The organism is Streptomyces sp. NPDC055140 (genome assembly GCF_053607285.1).
In genome coordinates, this window is sequence record NZ_JBSGTG010000117.1 from 2173 (window position 1) to 2696 (window position 524).

At 71.0% G+C, this 524-nt stretch carries 1 pseudogene; it reads right to left on the reverse strand.

Going from position 1 to position 524, the window contains the following annotated elements:
- A pseudogene (locus ACWFR4_RS47890) lies at positions 1-524 on the reverse strand (hypothetical protein); the annotation flags it as partial.

Below are 524 nucleotides of genomic sequence, written 5' to 3' on the forward strand. Positions count from 1 at the left end.
GCCGGTGACAGCGTTCTCGACGTCGACGACGCCGCGTGCACCGAACAAGATCCGTACGCTTATCGGTAGCGTCATCGCCTTCTTGCGTTGGGACGCCCTGCCGCCCCACCACAGGGTGCCGTCCGGCGCCATCAGGGCATGGGTCTCGGCCGGCTTGAGCACCGTAAATGCTTCCCGGTCAGGAGCCGTCTGCGGTGTGTCGTCTGCGGTGGTGGGAGCCGCCGGAGCCGCCGGAGCCTGCGGCTCGGTCGCTTCCGGACGCTCCACAGCGGCTTCCTCCCCTATACCGTCGGCGTCGGACGGCGTCTTCTGCGCATCCGGTGCCTGGCCACCGACGATGCGCGCGGCGCCGGGACTGGGCACCTGCGTGTCCGGCGAGGCCGGGCCGCTCGGGCTGGATGGCCCCGGCGGCACGAACTGGCCGCTGTTCAGGGCCTGATCCAGTTCCTCGTCGCTGGCCACGGACAGGCGCGGCTGGTCCTGCCCGTCACGGCGGACAATCTGAGCGGTGACGACCGGCGAGG